11 protein-coding genes are annotated in these 16499 nt (G+C 70.5%); 6 read left to right on the forward strand and 5 right to left on the reverse strand.

The window, feature by feature from the left end:
- Positions 1-41: 41 nt before the first annotated feature.
- The gene (locus ORI60_RS23830; RefSeq protein WP_266039950.1) at positions 42-2147 is read right to left on the reverse strand and encodes an NACHT domain-containing protein; all 2106 of its coding nucleotides are present in this window, start codon (positions 2145-2147) and stop codon (positions 42-44) included.
- 334 nt (positions 2148-2481) lie between these two features.
- Between ORI60_RS23830 and ORI60_RS23835 the strand changes: the two genes are divergently transcribed.
- From ORI60_RS23835 to ORI60_RS23845, 3 genes are read left to right on the forward strand one after another with little or no spacing between them, the layout of a single operon-like run.
- Positions 2482-3828, forward strand: coding sequence for an alpha/beta fold hydrolase (locus ORI60_RS23835; RefSeq protein WP_266039952.1), 1347 nt, complete (start codon positions 2482-2484; stop codon positions 3826-3828).
- 22 nt (positions 3829-3850) lie between these two features.
- Positions 3851-4996 carry a sensor histidine kinase gene (locus ORI60_RS23840; protein WP_266039953.1) on the forward strand — a complete coding sequence of 382 codons (1146 nt, stop codon included), beginning with the start codon at positions 3851-3853 and terminating at the stop codon, positions 4994-4996.
- Positions 4993-5643: a response regulator gene (locus tag ORI60_RS23845; protein ID WP_266039954.1), complete on the forward strand. Its 651-nt coding sequence runs from the start codon at positions 4993-4995 to the stop codon at positions 5641-5643. Before ORI60_RS23840 ends, ORI60_RS23845 begins: the two co-directional genes overlap by 4 nt.
- Positions 5644-5666: 23 nt before the next feature.
- On the opposite strand, the gene ORI60_RS23850 is transcribed toward ORI60_RS23845, so the two are convergent.
- Positions 5667-8675 carry a substrate-binding domain-containing protein gene (locus ORI60_RS23850; RefSeq protein ID WP_266039955.1) on the reverse strand — a complete coding sequence of 1003 codons (3009 nt, stop codon included), beginning with the start codon at positions 8673-8675 and terminating at the stop codon, positions 5667-5669.
- A 257-nt stretch (positions 8676-8932) separates the two neighbouring features.
- On the opposite strand from ORI60_RS23850, the gene ORI60_RS23855 reads away from it, so the two are divergent.
- On the forward strand, positions 8933-9214 hold the full coding sequence (locus ORI60_RS23855; RefSeq protein WP_266039956.1) for a hypothetical protein: 282 nt from the start codon (positions 8933-8935) through the stop codon (positions 9212-9214).
- An 89-nt stretch (positions 9215-9303) separates the two neighbouring features.
- Here the strand turns inward: ORI60_RS23855 and ORI60_RS23860 are convergent, their stop codons facing one another.
- The 3 genes from ORI60_RS23860 to ORI60_RS23870 all read right to left on the reverse strand — a co-directional run bounded on the left by ORI60_RS23860 (position 9304) and on the right by ORI60_RS23870 (position 14517).
- Entirely contained in the window at positions 9304-12480 is a 3177-nt protein-coding gene (locus tag ORI60_RS23860) for a S8 family serine peptidase (protein WP_323055934.1), read from the reverse strand.
- Positions 12481-12571: 91 nt separating this feature from the next.
- Complete coding sequence (locus tag ORI60_RS23865) at positions 12572-14035, reverse strand: phytoene desaturase family protein (RefSeq protein WP_266039957.1); 1464 nt, start codon at positions 14033-14035, stop codon at positions 12572-12574.
- 5 nt (positions 14036-14040) lie between these two features.
- Positions 14041-14517, reverse strand: coding sequence for a hypothetical protein (locus ORI60_RS23870; protein WP_266039958.1), 477 nt, complete (start codon positions 14515-14517; stop codon positions 14041-14043).
- A gap of 176 nt (positions 14518-14693) precedes the next feature.
- Here ORI60_RS23870 and ORI60_RS23875 point away from each other — a divergent pair, with 176 nt between their 5' ends.
- Positions 14694-15851 carry a sensor histidine kinase gene (locus ORI60_RS23875; RefSeq protein ID WP_266039959.1) on the forward strand — a complete coding sequence of 386 codons (1158 nt, stop codon included), beginning with the start codon at positions 14694-14696 and terminating at the stop codon, positions 15849-15851.
- Entirely contained in the window at positions 15848-16489 is a 642-nt protein-coding gene (locus ORI60_RS23880) for a response regulator (protein WP_266039960.1), read from the forward strand. The genes ORI60_RS23875 and ORI60_RS23880 overlap by 4 nt, the downstream gene beginning before the upstream one ends.
- The last annotated feature ends 10 nt before the right edge of the window (positions 16490-16499 follow it).

The raw sequence follows: 16499 nt of genomic DNA on the forward strand, positions 1-16499 counted from the left end.
CGGCCGTGCACCAGGCGACATGATCAAACGACGCCACCGAGCTACTTCTTGCAGAGTGACGCGAGCCGATCTTGAAGTCGCGCATGACGAAACTGGTATGCGGCTCCCGACTGCCGGAGGAGTCCTCTGTCGTGCGCGTCGTGCAAGAAGGTGAGCAGTCGCCAGGGCAGTTCGCCGCGCAGGCCGAACCAGCTTCGTGCGAGGCAGAACTCGCCCCATGCGGACCCGAGGGCCAGTGCCGCTACACCGACTGCGGTGAAGCCGGCACCGGACAACACGATGAACCCCGAAGACAGGTCGCCGGCCACGCCGAACGAGACACCGAACAGAAACCCTCCGAACGAACCGACGAGCAGAACGCTGCTCCGGTCAGCGTGGAAAGCAGAATGCGGGTCAACAGCCTGTGCGGTGTCGGCTGGTTGGTTCACGAAAGCGGCAAGAGCCGTGCCCACTCCGACCGCGACGCCGCCGAGCATTCCTGCTCCAGCGCTGATCGTGAAGCCGCTGAGCACACCCACGACGAGGCCGGTCGCCACTCCGGTCGCAGCCACCGTGGTCAGGCCGCCAGCTGCTCGGCGGAGGTTTCTGCGCAGTCCGAGGCGGGCTACGACCGGCCGTGGTGGGCCCGCTCTCCGATCGATGACCAGCCCCGCCACAACACCCAGTTGGCCCGCCAGCAACCCGGCGGGCCACCCCAGCGCCATTCCGCCGGCGATTCCGAAGACCAGCCCGGTCGGCAGTCCGCCCGCGAGTCCGAGGTGAAGCCAGATCGAGAAACCCACCGCGAGGACCAGTCCGAACACCGCCCGCACGGGGAACTGGACGTCCGTTGTGCACAAGAAGTGCCCGACTGTGGCGCCCACCAGCCCCAGCAACACACCGCTACCGCGGCGCGGTGCCTCTCGGGCCAAGGTCCACCAAACGAAGTCTCGTGTGCCGTGGTGGTCGAGTCGCCTGGCGAGGTGGGCGCACCAGTGCTGCACCAGAGCTGGATCCCAGCGCGGTGCCTGTCGACGCCGTCTGCCGGTCGTCTCTTGCGGTCGTGTGTACAGCTCCGAGATGAAGGCGTCCAACAAGTGGTGTTCGAGAGCGTCGGTGCCGCTGAACCGCCGCTGGTCCAGCAACACCGACGGATCCAGGTGAGTGCCTTCCCCGTAGATGTCACGCGCGAGAGCGACCATCAGCGGGGTGGACAGAACTCTTGCCAGGTCGTTGCAGGCAGGATCGAGAGGTTGTCGCTCCAGTTGGTCGAGGACGTGCTCCCACGACGCGCTTCCAGGGTTGTTGCGGCGCGTTCGGGGAAGGTACGTCCGCAGGTCCTCCGGCGAGATGTCGATCAGCTCGACGGCTGCTGCCCGGGACAGCACGTGCAGCTCGCGGGCAGCCGCTGCGTACTCTTCCGTGCGACTCGTCAGCACCATGGGGAGGTTGCACTCGCTGAGCAACCTGAGCGCCTGCTTCCTGTGCTGTGCGGCGATTTCGTCGAACCCGTCGAAGATCGGCAGAATCTGACCCTCCGCCACGAGAACGGACGCGGTCGGCGCTCTGCTTCGCCCGATTTTCCCCAGTCCGACGTAGTCGCGCGCCAGTTGCTCCTCGACCCAGGTCCGCAGTGAGGTTGTGGTCGGATTCCAGGTGCCGACGCTGAGAATCACCGGTACGGGACCGCCGATTCTCCACTGCTTCAGGAGGTCGAGCGCGAACTGCAAGACGAGCACCGTCTTTCCGGCGCCACCTCTGCCCAACACCACCATCCTGCCTGATGGCACTCCGCGATAAGTCTCGGTGAAGTCTTGTACCAGTCCGGACAGCGGTGGAGGCTCGATCTCGGAAACAGCTGGATCTCCGAACACATTACCCCAGTAATCGGTCATCTCCTGATGTGCCGGTCCGAATCGAACGTTCAGCCGAAGAGGGTCTCGAATGCGGCGCTTCTCCGCCTCGCGGAGCCACTGGGCCTTGATCGCGCGGACGAGATCTGCAGAAGCGACATGCAGGTCATCGTCAGTGCACCCTCGGTCGCCACCGTGGAGGTGGACATCTCCGAAAACAGACCCGGTTTGAGCAACCACGCCGCCCGCATTCGTGCTGACTTCGTTGTGCACTGTGTCGGGCGATCGGAACGGCGGCTGGTTCTCGTCAAGCATCAAGACCTCGCGCGTTCTGCATTTTGTGCCAGGAGCGCTCGACTTGCTGAGCGCGTTCCGGCGACTGTAGCGGTCTCCCAGTGGCGTCGGATAAAAGAAGGCAAGAGTTCAGAGAAGCTGATCGGCAGTGCTGAAAACGGCGTCCGTTCGCCGTGTCGTACCAGCCGTTCGTCGAATCGCGAGTGGTTCTGCCCGGTGTGCCGTGAAAGCAGACCGCAAAGCACCGAGAATTCCTTAATCACTGGAATACCGCCCTCTTCCCGTGTGTCGCGGTGAGCGCGATGTCTGTCGAAAGGCAGACGTGCCGGCGTGCTCCGGATGATCGGATCGGGGCATGAAAGCGCTGATGACGCTCCTGGCCGCAGTCGGTGTGCTCGCAGGAGGCGCAACCCCCGCCACCGCTGCCGAGAGCCTGACGTGGAAAGAGTGCTACGGCGGACTCCAGTGCAGCGAGGTAGTGGTTCCCGCCGACTGGACCCGTCCGGCCGGCGCCACCCGGATCGCCGTGCCGCTGCTGAAGATCCCGGCTCGGGAGCAGAAGGCCGGTGTCCTCCTGCTCAACCCCGGCGGCCCGGGGGCGACCATCCCCAACTTCGCGTTTCCGGGCTACCGCGACCAGTTCGCGGACCTCGCGGCGCGGTTCGACGTCGTGGTGTTCGACCCGCGGGGCATGGGCGTCGCCTGCCCGAGTCCCAACCCCGCTCCGTTGTCCTCGCCGGTGACCGAGTCCGCCCATCGGGAGTACGCCGCCGCCAACGGCCGGTTCGCGGCGGACTGCGCGGAGACCACGGGTGCGTACCGGGGGCGTCTCAACGCTCGCCAGGTCGCGCACGACATGGACGCCATCAGGCGTGCGCTCGGTGAGCGTCGGCTCCACTACTTCGGCAACTCCTACGGCACGGTCTACGGGCAGTCGTACGCGGAGCTGTTCGGCCACCGGGTCGGGCGGATGTACCTGGACAGCGTGCTGGACCACACCCGGCGCGACCCGGCCGAGTGGGCTCGGTCCGGTGCCGTCGCGGCGGAGAACAACCTCCACCGGATGGCGCGGTGGTGCGCGGCCGACACCGGTTGCGCACTGCACGGCAAGGACGTGATCGCCGTGTGGGACCAGGTGCTGTCCATGCCCGGCGTGGAGGCGTCCGCGGTCCTCAGGTGGGCTGCGGCGCGGATCGGCAACGACAGGGGATGGCCCGCGTTGACCACCGGACTCGCACAGCTGGAGGCCGGCGACACGACGCCGATCACACCGCGGCCCGGGCCGTCCGACGTCCGGCTCGCGCGGACGGCGTTCTGCGCGGACTTCCCCTTCCCGGACGACTTCCCGGCCGTGAAGCGGGTGGAAGACCGGTTGCGGGCGGTCGCGCCACGGCTGGGGTGGGCGGCGGCTCCGTGGCGGGTTTCCGGGCACTGCTCGGGCCTGCCCGCGGAAGGGCTCAACCCGCCGTCCGCGTTGTCCGCGATGCCGAACGTGCTGGTGGCGAACGGCGAGCACGACCCGTTGACCCCCGCCGAGCACGGCCGCCGGGTCGCCGCTCAGCTGGGAGGCGCGTACCTGCCCGTGGAGGGCAACCACGGGCTCTACCTCAACGGCGACGCCTGCGTCCGCGACCACGTGCACCGCTACCTCCTGGCCGGGGAGCTGCCCGCGCCGGACGCGCGGTGCGGCACACCGGTCTGACCTGGCCGTGTACAACGGGGGAATGGATGACCACCGGGCGACCGGCCGCCCGGTGGGACCGCACGCGTGGCGGTCGTTTCCGCGGAGCACGGTTCCCCAGCGGCTTCGCGGCACCATCGGAGGCGACGCGTTGTTCGCCGTCACGTCCGCGGTCGCCGTGGCGGTGCTCGGGCTGGTGGAACACCGCTCCGCGAGTCCGGTCGTCATGATCGCCGCATCGGTCGCGGTGGCGGTCCCCTTGCTGCTGCGACGTCGTTTTCCGCTGATCACGGCGTTCGCGTCCGCCGCGATCGTGATCGTCATCGCCGTGCCGGACTGGTCCGGGCGCCTGGTCGCCATGGCCGCGTTCGGTTCCGCCGCGTACCACCGTCCCCGGCCGGCGGTGTTCGCTCTGGCCGTGGGCTGGTTCCTCGTCGTGTCCGTGGCCGGGGTGCACTCACCGACGGCCGCGACCTGGACGGACCTGCTCCTGCTCGGCATCGCGCCGGCTGCCGTCGGCCACGCCCTGCGCATGCACCGCGACCGCGCCGACGACGCGGAACGCCTCTACCGGGAGGAGACCCGCGGCGTGATCGCCGAGGAGCACGCCCGCATCGCCCGCGAGGTGCACGACGCGGTCGGACACCACCTCACCGTGATCCGGATGCAGGCCAACGCCGTCCGGCACGTCGCCCGCTCCCTGCCGCCGGTCGCCGACCGGGCGCTGGTCACGATCGCCGAGGTGTCGGCCACCGCGCTCACCGAGGTCCGCGACGTTCTGGCCGCCTTACCCACGCACGGCACCACGCTGACCGATCTGGACGCCCTCGTGAACCACGTGACAGGCCCGAACCGCACCGTGACCCTCACCAGGGACGGCCCGGCGCCGGACCGCCTGCCGCCACTGGTCGATCACGCCGGCTACCGGCTGGCCCAGGAGGCGCTCACCAACGCGCTGCGCCACTCCGACGCGACCAGGGTGGACCTGCGCCTCCACCACACGCCGGACGCCGTCGTGATCACCGTGGCGGACAACGGTTCCACCGCACCCGGCCCGACGGCCGACGGCACCGGGCTGCGCGGCCTCCGGGAACGGACCCGGCTGCTGGGAGGAACGCTGCGGATCGAGCCGAACCGGCCCAGCGGCTGGCTCGTCGAGGCCCGGCTGCCGCTGGGGGAGGGGCGATGATCCGCACGCTGGTCGCCGACGACCAAGAGCCCGCGCGGTGGGCACTGCGGCTGGTCCTCGACGCCGAACCGGACATCGAGGTGGTCGACGAGGCCGTGGACGGCGCCGAAGCCGTCGACAAGGCCCGGTTGCTGTGCGTCGACGTGGTGGTGCTCGACATGCGGATGCCGCGGATGGACGGGCTGGCGGCCCTCCGCCGGATCACCGAGTCGGTGAACCCCGCGCCCGCCGTGGTCGCGCTGACCACGTTCGACGTCGACGAGTACCTGTTCGGCGCGCTCCAGGCGGGCGCGGCGGGTTTCGTGCTCAAGGACAGCGAACCGGCGCTGCTCGTCGAGGCGGTCCGCGCGGCGTCGAAGGGGCAGGGGCTGATCGACCCGCAGGTCACCCGCCGCGCCATCCGCCGGTTCGCGCAGATCGCGCCCCGGCCCGCACCGGCCGGGCTGCACCTGCTCACGCCGCGCGAGCTGGAGGTGCTCCGGCACGTGGCGCGCGGGCTCAGCAACGCCGAGATCGCCCGTGCCCTGACCGTCGGTGAAGGCACGGTCAAGACCCACGTGGCGCGCGTGCTCGCCAAGCTCGGCCAGCGCACTCGCGTGCACCTGGTGATCTACGCCTACGAGCACGCCATCCTGGGCACTCCCTGACGAGGACCTGCCGCCGGCCGTGATCAGACCGCCTGGTCGAGCAGCCTGCGGACCACGTGCAGCAGCTCGATCTCCGCGTACGGCTTGGGGAGCAGGACCGCCGTGGGGTCCAGCTCGTCCGCGGTCGTGCAGCCGGACACGTACAGCACGGGCAGACCGGGCTGGATCCGCCGCACCGTGGCCGCGAGCTCGGGTCCGCCCATCTTCGGCATCGCCACGTCGGTCACGATGAGGTCGATGTCGTCGTGGGTGTCGACGAGCTTCAGCGCCTGCAGGCCGTTGCGCGCCTCGATCACCGCGTACCCGCTCTGTTCCAGCGAGTGGCGTGTCACGGCGCGCACCTGGCTGTCGTCCTCCACCAGCAGGATGGTCTCCGACCCTCGCGGAGGTGACGTCCGGGGCGTGGCGTGGGGGAGCGGTGCGGTGTGCGTCCGCGCACGGGGCAGGTACACGGTGATCGTCGTACCCGCGCCGGGCGTGCTCGTCAGGTCGATCTGTCCGCCGCTCTGCTGCACGATGCCGAACACCGTCGCCAGGCCGAGGCCGGTGCCCTTGCCGACGGGCTTCGTGGTGAAGTACGGCTCGAAGATCTGCGCCTGGACCGCCTCGTCCATGCCCGTGCCGGTGTCGCTCACGCTGAGCGCCACGTAGTCCCCGGGACGCACGTCGACCATGCGACCGGAGTGGCAGGCGTCGAGGTGCACGTTGTCCGTGCTGATGCCGAGCACCCCGCCGCCGGGCATCGCGTCACGGGCGTTCGCGGCCAGGTTGAACAGGATCTGCTCGAGCTGCCCCGCGTCCGCCCAGACCGGCGACACGTGCGGGGGAAGGTCCAGCGCCAGCTCCACGTCCTCGCCGACCAGGGTCGCGAGCATGGCCCGCACCTCGGTGATCGTCGCGTTGAGGTCGAGGCGCTCGGGGTCGAGCACCTGCTGGCGGGTGAACGCGAGCAGCTGGCGGGTGAGGTTCGCGGCCCGCTCACCGGCGTGCTGGATGTCCTCGATCTCCGGGCGTCGCGGGTCGTCGGGCGAACAGCGCCGCAGGAACGCCTCGCTGTTGCCGTTGATGACGGTCAGGATGTTGTTGAAGTCGTGGGCGATGCCACCGGTGAGGCGGCCGATCGCCTCCATCTTCTGCGCGTGCCGCAGCTGTGCCTCCAGCCGTTCGCGCTCGGCGATCTCGTCGACCAGTGCCGCGGTGCGTTCCCGCACCCGGTCCTCCAGCTCGGCGTGGGCCAGCTCCAGCGAGCGCCGCGCGTGCTCGGCCTCGGCGAGGGCCTGCCGTTCCCGCTCGAGCATCCTGATGCCGCGCAACGCACTGCTGAGCTGCTGCTGGATCGCCTCGTAGACCCAGCCCGGCATCGCGCCCACCTCGAACAGCACGAACCCGAGCTGTTCCTCGAGCCCGAAGAGCGCGGCGGCCACGAAGTTGCCGGGCGCCGGCCGGTCGATCCGGTGGGGCGTGAGCTGGGTGGACCGGAACGTCAGCTCCGTGCGCTCCGGCCGGAGTTCGCCGTTCTCGTACGACATCAGCGGGCGCGCCCACCCGCGGGTCGGCTCGAACGTCATCACGTGGCAGCCGGGGATCCCCATCCTGGGCAGTTCGGCCACCAGCGCGGCGGTGAGCTCGGCGACGTCCCGCGAGACGATCAGCCGCTGGCCCGCCTCGCGCACGGTCTGGTCCTGCCGTTCGTGCAGGAGGTACTCGAACGTCCTCTCCCGCTCGACCACGTCGGACACCATCAGCTGCACCCGCAGCCACAGGTCCTCGACCGCTCCCTCGTCGATGCCGCGCGCGAGAGCGAACCGGCGCAGGTAGAACAACGGCGCCCACCACGACTGCGCCGCGCATCCGGCGCGGGCGCTGTCGCGCAGGTGCTCCGCGAACGCGGCGAGGAAGCCCTCCGGCCGTCCGGCGTCGAGGAACAGGCGGATCAGGTGTTCGGCCCAGCCGACCGGCAGCACGGCCGACTTCGGGCCGAGCCCCTGGCGCAGGTTCGCGGCGACCGCCTCGGCGGTGTCGTGCTCCGGCACGGCCAGCTCACCGTGCGCCGGCGCCGAGATCCCGTTGCCCGAGGGGATGCAACCGCACGAACGGCGGACCACGAGCTCGGTGGGAACGACCTCCAGCGCGGGCGCGGGCTCACCCCGGACCATCGCGTGCGCGATCTCGGCGGCCCGGCGCCCCATCTCGAAGAACGGAGCCCGCACCGTCGTCAGCGCGGGCGTGCCCGCGTCGATGTTGACCCGGCGGTGCACACTGCCCGAGGCCGGCCGCGCGGGCGCCTGGTAACCGAGGTCGTTCGAGCGGATGCACGTGTGGTTGTCGTACCCGATGACCGCCACGTCCTCCGGCGTGCGCAGGCCCGCCTCCTGCACCGCGGTCACGACGCCCAGCGCGAACTCGTCATTGGCCGCCGCGAAGGCGTCCGGCGGCTCCGCGCTCTCGTCCAGCATCGTGGCGACCGCGTCCGCCGCGGCGGCGGGATCCCAGGACGGCGCGGGCTCGGTCACGAGCCCCGGCTCGAAGGGCAGACCGTGCCGGGCGAGCGCGTCCACGTACCCCTGGTAGCGGTCCCGCGCGCCGACGTGTGCCAGCGGCCCGCGGACGAACGCGATCCGTCGATGGCCGTGCACCTCGATCAGGTGGCTGACCGCCTGGTCCATGCCACTGCGGTTGTCCATCACGACCGTCGGCCAGTCCGCCAGGGGCGCCTCGACGCTGACGATCGGGATCGGCGCGTAGCGCTCAGCGAACTCGCGCATCGCGGCCTCGCCGATCTGCTGGCTGATCCGCGTCGTCCAGATGACGAGCGCATCGATCCGGCCGGGCGCGATGAGGTCGTAGACCGCGTTGGCCTGCCGTTTGTGGTGGTCCGGATGGGCCAGCTCGGTGCCGACGAAGCAGACGAGGTCGCAGCCGGCGGCCGCGACGCCGTCGCTGACGCCCTGCCACTGCTCACCGGCGAGCTCGATGAGCGGGCCTGCCGTGATCATGCCGATGGTGGGCCGCACTGTCTCGACGTCTCCCACGGACCTCTCGGACCTGGCTCGTCGGTGGTCGGAGCCAGCGCAAGATGATACGCGCCGTGTGGGGCGCACAACACCCCGTGATGATCAGGCGGGTCGTCCCGAACACGTCCGACCTGGGACACCAGCAGAATCACCGCTGTTCAGCAAGGGAGCCAAGCCGCGGGTCCTCCTCGAGCCGCTGCGGGTAGCTCACGAGGTAGAACCGTGCGAAGTAGACAGGTATCGATACCTCGTGGACAGTCATCAGACGCTCCCATGTGCGGCTCGAAGTGTTCGACAGCGCCTCCGACGTTCCACCGGAGCTGCTCAGCCAGCAGCCGCGCCACTCGTTCAGGAGCTCTTCGAACAAGATCGCCCTCGTGGACACCGAGGGCTACCCAGCCCTCGAACTGCCCGCACCCGCCGCCGGGACGATCAGCTGCGCAGTGGCGTGCGAAGGGCGCGAGGACGCCTACAAGGCACGCCACCACGAACACCGCGAGAACATCCGCGACGTCGAACGATGGCGCATCACCATCTGGCCGGAACAGACGCCGTGACCAACCACGCGCTCCCGTCCCACCTGGCGTGATCTCCTCGCCGCCCAGAACACAGGTGGGGAGAGGCCGGCGGCCCCTCCCCACCCGCGTCACCTCAGCGTGTACGCCTCGACCACCGTCTGGTCGACGGAGCCCTGCGCGTCACCGGTCTTCGCCTTGAACGACACCGACTTCGCGCCCTTCGGGTGCAGCAGCGTGAGCAGCCACCTGTCGCCGGCCTTGAAGACGGTCGTCCGCTGCCAGGTCTTGCCCTCGTCGTAGGAGACCTCGACCTGGGGCGTGCGGACGTCGGTGACATCTGCCGCGGCACCGTTGCGCTGCACCGTCACCGGAACCGTGAGCACGCTGCCCGCGCGGCCCTGGTTGTCGTCGTCCAGCTTCGGCTCGAACCGGACCGCGAGCAACGGCAACGCCTTGGCGCGGTCGCCCGGCACGGTCTCCGAGCTGAACGTCCAGTCCGCCGTCACCTTGGACGACAGCCCTGCGCGGGTGCCCTCGGTGTGCAGCTGGTAGCTGGTCCTCGCTGCGGGGACCGGGGTGAACAGGTAACCCGGTTCCGCGGACTCGGCCACCACCGCGCCGTTCGCGGTCAGCTTGGTGCTGCCCCTGCTGTTGCCGAAGTCGATCGTCCGGTGTTCGCCGGTGCCGTCGGCGAACAGCTGCGCGTTCACGAACAGCTGGTCACCCTGCCGTCCCGCCCAGGCCCCGGCCGCCTCGGCCGGAAGCGCCGGGAAGGCCGGCCCGAACACCGCGGCGTTCCACCGCTCCGTGCTCTTGGCGCCGCGCTTGAACGTCTTCGGGTTCGCGTCGGCGACGACGGTCGGCGGCACGGACGGGCCGAACTCCTCGAACAGCGACCGGCTCCACGGCACTCCGGGCGTGTAGAACTCCTTGAGCTTGAAGGGAAGCGGGCCGTAGACGCCGTTGTTGCGGCTGGCGCTCGAACCGGGAACGCGGGCCTTCAGCGTGGTGTCGACCTGGGCCATGTCGCGTTCGCGGTCACTGTGCCTGATCGCGGCGGGGAGCTTGTGCTCGCCCACGGCCTGCGAGTGGAACTGGTACGGGCTTCCGTAGAAGGTGCCGTCGGCGTTCTGCTTGGCGAGCACGCTGCTCGCGGACCACGTGAAGCCCTCGTGCGACGTGGCGGAGGGGTGCACGTAGAAGCCGTTCCAGTCCCCGGTGCCCCAGCCGCTGCCGAAACCGAAGTCCCCGGTGGTGAACTGCACGGTCAGCGACCCGCTCGCCTGCGTGACGTCCTGGCGGTCGACGGTGATCGACGGTTCGTTGGCCGTGCGGGCGTCGAAGGTCAGGGTCCGGGTGCCGGTGATCTCGATGGACGGTTCGTAGGCCACGGTGAGCTTGCTGCGCACGGCCGGATCACCGGAAGGCGTGTCGAAGTAGGTGCTCACGAGGTACTTGCCCTTGGGCACCCGGATCTTCGTCGTGCCGGTCGGGGCCGCGCCGTCGACGAACGTGCGGCGGTCGTGGCCCAGCAGCATGTAGCGCCACGCGTCGGCGGGCTTGCCGTCGTGCCCGATGTAGTTGAGCGTGACCTCGTAGCTCTCCGGCTCCTTGTGCACGCCGATCGGCACGCGGACGCCGTTGGACGCGAGGATCGCCGCGCCGTACACGCCGTCCGGGACCGCCACGCGGGTGTCAGCGGTGGCCGTGGCCTCCGCGGTCCCGCCCGCCGGGATGGTCAGCTTCGCCGGGGACACGCTGAACAGGCCGTCCGCCGCCGGCTTCTGGTCGGTGACGGTCAGGTCGAGCGTGAGCGGCTCGGTGCCGGTGTTGCGGTAGGTGATCTTCTTGGTGATCGGCTGGTCGTCGTCGTGCGGCCACTGCGCGGTGCCGAAGCCGACGCTGGCCGGGGTGGCCACCGGGCTCGTGGTGACCGCGCGCGCCACGTCGACGCGTCCGGCGCCCTGGTCGAACACGCCGGAGTCCGCGTAGGGCTTGGCGGAGTTCATCAGCGCCGTCTTGATGTCCTGCGGGGACCACGTGGGGTTCTTCGCCGCGAGGATCGCCGCCGCCCCCGCGACGTGCGGTGCCGCCATCGACGTACCGGACAGGGACACGTGTCCCTCGTCGACCGGGGTGCCGATGACACCGTTCTTCGCCTTCGCCGCGACGATGTCCACACCGGGCGCGGTGATGTCCGGCTTGATGGCACCGTCACCGGTGCGCGGGCCGCGGCTGGAGAAGCCGGCCAGCTTGTCGCCGCGGTCGACCGCACCGACGGTCAGCGCGGCGTCGGCGGCCGCGGGGGAGGCGACCGGGCCGCCCGAGTTGCCCGCCGAGACCACGAACAACGCGCCGTGCTCGGCGGTGAGCCGGTTGACGGCCTGCGACACGAGGTCGGTGCCGTCGCTGGGTGCGTTGGTGCCGAGGCTCATGTTGACGACGTCCGCCTTGGTGGCGGCCCATTCCATGCCCGCGATGACGCCGGACTCGCTGCCGCCGCCGCTGTCGTCGAGCACCTTGCCGTTGAACAGCTTCGCGTCCGGCGCGATGCCCTTGTACCTGCCGTCACCGGTGATCGTCGACGCGACGTGCGTGCCGTGGCCGAACCTGTCGTCGGTGGTGGTGGCCGGGGTGAAGTTCTTCTCCTCCACCACGGCGCCCTGCAGGTCGGGGTGCGTGGTGTCGATGCCGGTGTCGAGCACGGCGACCGTGGCGCCGGACCCGGTGAAGCCCTGCTGCCACGCCTGCGGTGCGCCGATCTGCGCGGCACTGCGGTCGAGCGAGGCGGTGATCTTCCCGTCGAGCCAGATCTTGGCCGCGCCGGTGGTGCGCGCCGCCGACCAGAAGCCGCCCTTCTTGTCGGCCGTGACGGCGTGGGCGCCGATGCTCGGCAACGACTTCGCGTCCGCCGAACGCGGCGCGCCGCCCTGGACGATCAACGGGATCGTGTCGCGCCCGGCGTCGTCGTAGCCGGACTGCGCGAGCAGCGAGACGTCGAACAGCCGCTGGTCGAGCGCGCCCGCCGTGATCTGCGGCTGGACGTCCAGAGGGACGACGTGCAGGTCGCCCTGGTCGTCCGTGTAGTGGTGGAAGCGGACACCTTCGCGGCCTTTCGCCGCGCGAGTCCGCACCTGCCCGTTGGACACGTGCACGAGGTCACCGGTGATCAGCGTGACCGTCGTCGTCAGACCACCCGCGCCGACGTGCCGCGCTGCGGTGGTTTCCCCCATGGCCGCGGGCACGGCCGCCGTGGTGACACCCACGGCGGCCGCGAGCCCTGCGGCGAGAATCGATTTCTTCAACGCGAACTCCCCATGTTCTGCGTTACAGAGAGCGATGTTGCCCTCCGTAACAGAGATACCGCAGAGAGTTGCCCTGTTGCGTTGTTTCGGGTCATCCACCCGAATCGGGTTGCAACACTCGGATTCGGCCACCCTTGGCGCGTTCCAGGTGGCGCAGGGCGCGCCCGGCGGCGTGATATCCGCCCATGCCGTGCACTCCCGCCCCAGGTGGTGTGGCGGCGGAGCACAGGTACACGCCGGGCACGCCGGTGTCGTAGGGGTGCAGTGTCAGGCGGGGGCGGAACACCAGCTGGAACGGGTCGTTGGCCCCGGTGAGGATGTTGCCGCCGACGTGGTTCGGGTTGCCCCGGGCCAGCTCGCCGGGATTCTTGGCGGAGAAGGCCACGACCTCGTCCGCGAAGCCGGGGGCGAAGCGCTCGATCTGGTCGATGATCGCCGTGGTGGCGTCGCCGGTAAAGCCGTGCGGGACGTGCGCGTAGGCCCACACGGGATGCACGTCGCCCGCGGACCGGCTCGGATCGGCGAGGTACTGCTGGCCGACGAGCACGAACGGCGCGGCGGGCATCCTGCCCCGCTGGATCTCGCAGGTGGTGCGGAGCATCTCGTCCGGGCCGCCGCCGAGGTGCACGGTTCCCGCCGCGGCACAGGCGGCGTTGCGCCACGGCACGCCGCCGCGCACGGCGAAGTCGACCTTGAACGCGGCCGGTCCGTGGCGCCAGCGGTGGTACGCCCGGTGCACCCGCTTCGGCAGCCTGCCCTCGAAGATCCGCGCGGCCGAGGCGGGAGTGGTGTCGAGCAGCACGACGTCCGCCTCCGGCAGGTCCGAAGTGGACTCGACCAGTCTGCCCGTCTCCGTCGTGCCACCGAGGTCGTGCAGCAGCCCGGTCAACGCGTCCGTGATCGCCTGGGAGCCGCCCTCCGCGACCGGCCACCCGAACCGGTGGCCCGCCGCGATCAGCATCGCCGCCACGGAGGAGGTCATCGGTGCGTGCAGGTCGTGCATCACGTGAGCGGCCGCTCCGAGGAACAGGCTCTGCGTGGCCGGCGAACGCCACAGCCTGCGCATCAGCGAGGCGGGTGGCACCGCGCGCAGCCCGAACCGGGCCAGGTGCAGCGGATGCGACGGCCACCGCGTCAGGGGTCCCAGCAGGTCGCCCGCGGTGGTCTCGACGTGCGCGGCGAGAGGCCCGAACACCCGCAGCCACCGCTCACCGTCGCCCGCCGGCAGACCCGCGGCGGTCTCCTCGGCCGAACCGCGCAGCACCCCGCACGCACCGTCGTCCAGGGGGTGGGCGAGCATCACCTCGGGATGCCGCCATCGCAACCCGTACCGCTCCAGGCCCAGCTCCCGCAGGTACGGCGAGAGCACGGCGGTCGGATGCACCGCCGAGCACTCGTCGTGCAGCGTCCCCGCAACGAGCTTCTCGGTCGTCCGTGCTCCACCGCCGAGTCCGTCCGCGGCTTCGAGGACCGTCACGCCGACGCCGTGCCGGGCCAGCCGGACGGCTGCCGCCAGCCCGTTCGGGCCTGAGCCGACCACCACAGCCTTGGGCATCGGAGTCAGCCCCGGCCCTTCGGCGCGTCGGCGTCCACATGGGAACGTCGCTCTGCCAGCGGGTCGGCGAAGGCGTCGCGCAGCTTGCCGCGGTCGTGGAGCACGAGAACTCCACAAAGGATGGTGTACAGCGCGGCCATGTACTTCACCGAGGGGTAGTCGAACGCGAAGTCCATCAGCGTGATGTTCAGCCCGACCACGAAGAGGGCGCCCGCTCCCACGAACGTGGTGCGGCGGAACAGCAACATGACCGCCGGTACCAGTTCGAACAGGCCGGTGACCCGGCCGTAGAACGGCGAATAGCCGTAGAACAACCACACCAGGGAGGTGCCGTCCACCGTCGACTTGGACAGGTTGTCCCAGTCGCCGTAGTAGTACTGGCCGCCGAACAGCTTGACGCACCCGTAGAGGATGAAGATCGCCGCCATCAGCAGCCGGATGACGAGGATCGTCTTGGACGGGGCTTTGCTCCAGATCATCATCCTGCGACTCCGAGTTCGTTGCGCCGGGTTGGACGTCGTGTCAGCACGGAACTCATCGTCGGCATCGGCGGGAAGCGGCACATCCTGCGCCGGGTCCGTCTCGGCGGCCTGGAGGACGAGCCACCTCCTACCGCGGTAGGAGGTGGCGGGTACATGATCGACCTACGATCGTCGTCGTGACTTCCTGGAACCGCGCGTGGCCGGTGGTGGCGCGATGGGCACCCAGATTCGCGCCGCTGGGCCTGGTGGTCGCCTCGACGCTGTGGCTCTCCGTTCCGGCGCCCGACACCAGGCCGTCGACGTGGGTCGTGCCGGTGGCGTCCTCGCTGGTGTTCGTCGCGGGCAGGCGGTGGCCGCTCGCGGTCTCGCTGGCGCAGAACGCACTGGTGCTGACCGCGTTCCTGATGGACGCTCCGGGCCTCGGCGTGGCGCAGGTGTGCGCGGGTCTCTCGCTGGGCGAGCTCGCGATGCGGCGGTCCTGGCGGCCGCGGCTGCTGATCGGGTGCGGGGCGGCGCTCGCGGTCGACACGATCTACCTCTTCGCCCAGCAGGACGACCGGCCGGCGGCCGTGGCGCTGAGGCTGGCGCTGGTCATCGCTGTTCCCGTCCTCGCGGGACGGCACCTGAGGTCGATGCGGGAGCTCGCGGCGCGGCAGCGCGAGGAGAAGGCGTTGATCCTGCGGGTGCGGGACGCGGAGGTCTCGGCGGCGCGGGAAGCCGACCGGATCGCCGTCGCGCGGGAGTTGCACGACCTCGTCGCCCACCACGTGTCCTCGATGGTGCTGCGCTCGGCCGTGGCGCGTCACGCCGCGACTGGTGCCGAACAACTGCGGGAGGTGCTCGACGACGTGCACACCACCGGCTCAGCCGCGTTGCGGGACCTGAGGGAGCTGGTCGCGGAACTCCGCGACCCGTCGGTCCCCTCCTCGGTCGGTGCGAGTCCCGCCTGCCTCGGGACAGCGGTGCGCCAGGCGGCCGAGCGGTGCGAGCGCGCAGGTTTCGCGGTGCGCACCGACATCAGCGAAACCGCTGAACAACTGGACGCGTCACGCCGCCTCGTGGTGCTGAGGATCGTCCAGGAGTCGCTCACCAACGTGATGCGTCACGCCGAACCGGGCGCGGCGGTGCTGCTCAGCGTGCGAGAGGCGGCCGACGCCGTCGACGTCGAGATCAGCGACGCCGGGGGAGCGCCACCTCCCGCCGTCGCGGGAGGGCACGGCATCACCGGGATGGCGGAGCGGGTCGAGCGGCTCGGAGGATCCTTCCGCGCGGGCCCCACCGAACACGGCTGGGCCGTGCGCGCCCGCGTGCCCCGCCAGGAGCAGCCCGCATGATCCGCCTGCTCATCGCCGACGACCAGCAACTCGTGCGCGCGGGTCTGCGGATGCTCTGCGAGAGCGCGCCGGACGTGCAGATCGTCGGCGAGGCCGCCGACGGCGCGGAGGCCGTGCGTGAAGCGGCGCGGTGCCGGCCCGACGTGATCCTCATGGACCTGCGCATGCCCGTCGTCGACGGCATCGCGGCGACCCGCAAGATCCTCACCGACAACCCCGAATCTCGAGTCGTCGCCCTGACGACGTTCGACGACGACGATCACCTGTACCCCGCGCTGGCAGCCGGTGCGCACGGGTTCCTCGTGAAGGACTCCGCCCCGGAGGAACTGCTGGCGGCGATCCGGCGCGCCGACGCGGGCGAACAACCCTTCAGCCCCGGTGTGCTGCGGCGCCTGGTGAACAGAGTGGTCCGGGAGGAGACCGGCCCGGAACCGCCGAACGCATTGCGTGGTTTGACGCCGCGCGAGCTGGACGTGCTCGTGCTTCTCGCCGAGGGCCTCGGCAACCACGACATCGCCGCACGGCTGCACGTGGGCGTGACGACGGTGAAGACCCATGTGGCGGCGCTCATGACGAAGACGGGTGCGGACAACCGGGTGCGCCTCGCGGTCCTCGCCCACTCGGCCGGGTTGATGTGACCGCACAGCC

The sequence above is a fragment of the Lentzea sp. NEAU-D7 genome (assembly GCF_026242055.1).
Taxonomy (GTDB): domain Bacteria; phylum Actinomycetota; class Actinomycetes; order Mycobacteriales; family Pseudonocardiaceae; genus Lentzea.

Bases quoted from the DNA above. Each gene is read 5' to 3' on its own strand.
- ORI60_RS23845 (WP_266039954.1), top strand. From the start codon at position 4,993: ATGATCCGCACGCTGGTCGCCGACGACCAAGAGCCCGCGCGGTGGGCA.
- ORI60_RS23880 (WP_266039960.1), top strand. From the start codon at position 15,848: ATGATCCGCCTGCTCATCGCCGACGACCAGCAACTCGTGCGCGCGGGT.
- ORI60_RS23830 (WP_266039950.1), bottom strand. From the start codon at position 2,147: ATGCTTGACGAGAACCAGCCGCCGTTCCGATCGCCCGACACAGTGCAC.
- ORI60_RS23840 (WP_266039953.1), top strand. From the start codon at position 3,851: ATGGATGACCACCGGGCGACCGGCCGCCCGGTGGGACCGCACGCGTGG.
- ORI60_RS23865 (WP_266039957.1), bottom strand. From the start codon at position 14,035: ATGCCCAAGGCTGTGGTGGTCGGCTCAGGCCCGAACGGGCTGGCGGCA.
- ORI60_RS23835 (WP_266039952.1), top strand. From the start codon at position 2,482: ATGAAAGCGCTGATGACGCTCCTGGCCGCAGTCGGTGTGCTCGCAGGA.
- ORI60_RS23870 (WP_266039958.1), bottom strand. From the start codon at position 14,517: ATGATGATCTGGAGCAAAGCCCCGTCCAAGACGATCCTCGTCATCCGG.